General features: G+C 66.3%; 1 protein-coding gene. It reads right to left on the bottom strand.

Features of this window, described 5'->3' with window-relative positions; genetic code table 11:
- Positions 1 to 85: 85 nt before the first annotated feature.
- The coding region (locus ABD299_RS24750) for an RNA-guided endonuclease InsQ/TnpB family protein (RefSeq protein ID WP_344266973.1) at positions 86 to 612 on the bottom strand (527 nt) is incomplete at its 5' end.

Here is a 612-nt window from a genome sequence, read left to right on the forward strand (position 1 = left end):
GTCAACTTGACCCGGCCCTGAAGGACCGGGCTTGGAGGTAGTGCCCAACTGGCCGCTGGGTTGACTCCTCCGTCCAGACACCCCGTTATGGGGTGGCAGGGACGCGTGACTCACGCCCCGCGTTCCACACGCTCTCGCCACGGGTGGCGATGTTGTGGGAAGCATTCCGGTCGGCGTGGGCAACGACCCCGCACCCCCGGCAGATGAAGAGCCCCTGGTCGACACGGCTGCGTTTGTCGACGTGGCCGCACTCGGCGCATGTCCGGGACGTGTACGCGGGATCGACGAAGACCAGGGGCACGCCTGCCCGCTTGGCCTTGTAGACGATGAAGTCTCCGAGCTGGGCGAAGGACCAGGAGTGGAGCGCGACCCGTTGGGGCTTGCGGAGCCGTACCCTCTGCCGGATTCCCTTGAGTTCTTCCAGGGAGATCCCGGCCGAGGTGCGTTCAGCCTCGGTCACGATCGTCTTGGCGATGATGTGGTTGGTGTTCTTGACGTGCCGCGCCTCGCGACGGGAGCGCTCCTTGAGCCGGCGCTTGGCGGACTTGGTGCGCTTCTTCTGGAGCTTGGCCCGCAGGGCAAGCTGCCTCTTGCGATACCGGTTCAGGGCGC

Source organism: Streptomyces sodiiphilus (assembly GCF_039529215.1).
In the GTDB taxonomy this organism is placed as follows: Bacteria; Actinomycetota; Actinomycetes; order Streptomycetales; family Streptomycetaceae; genus Streptomyces; species Streptomyces sodiiphilus.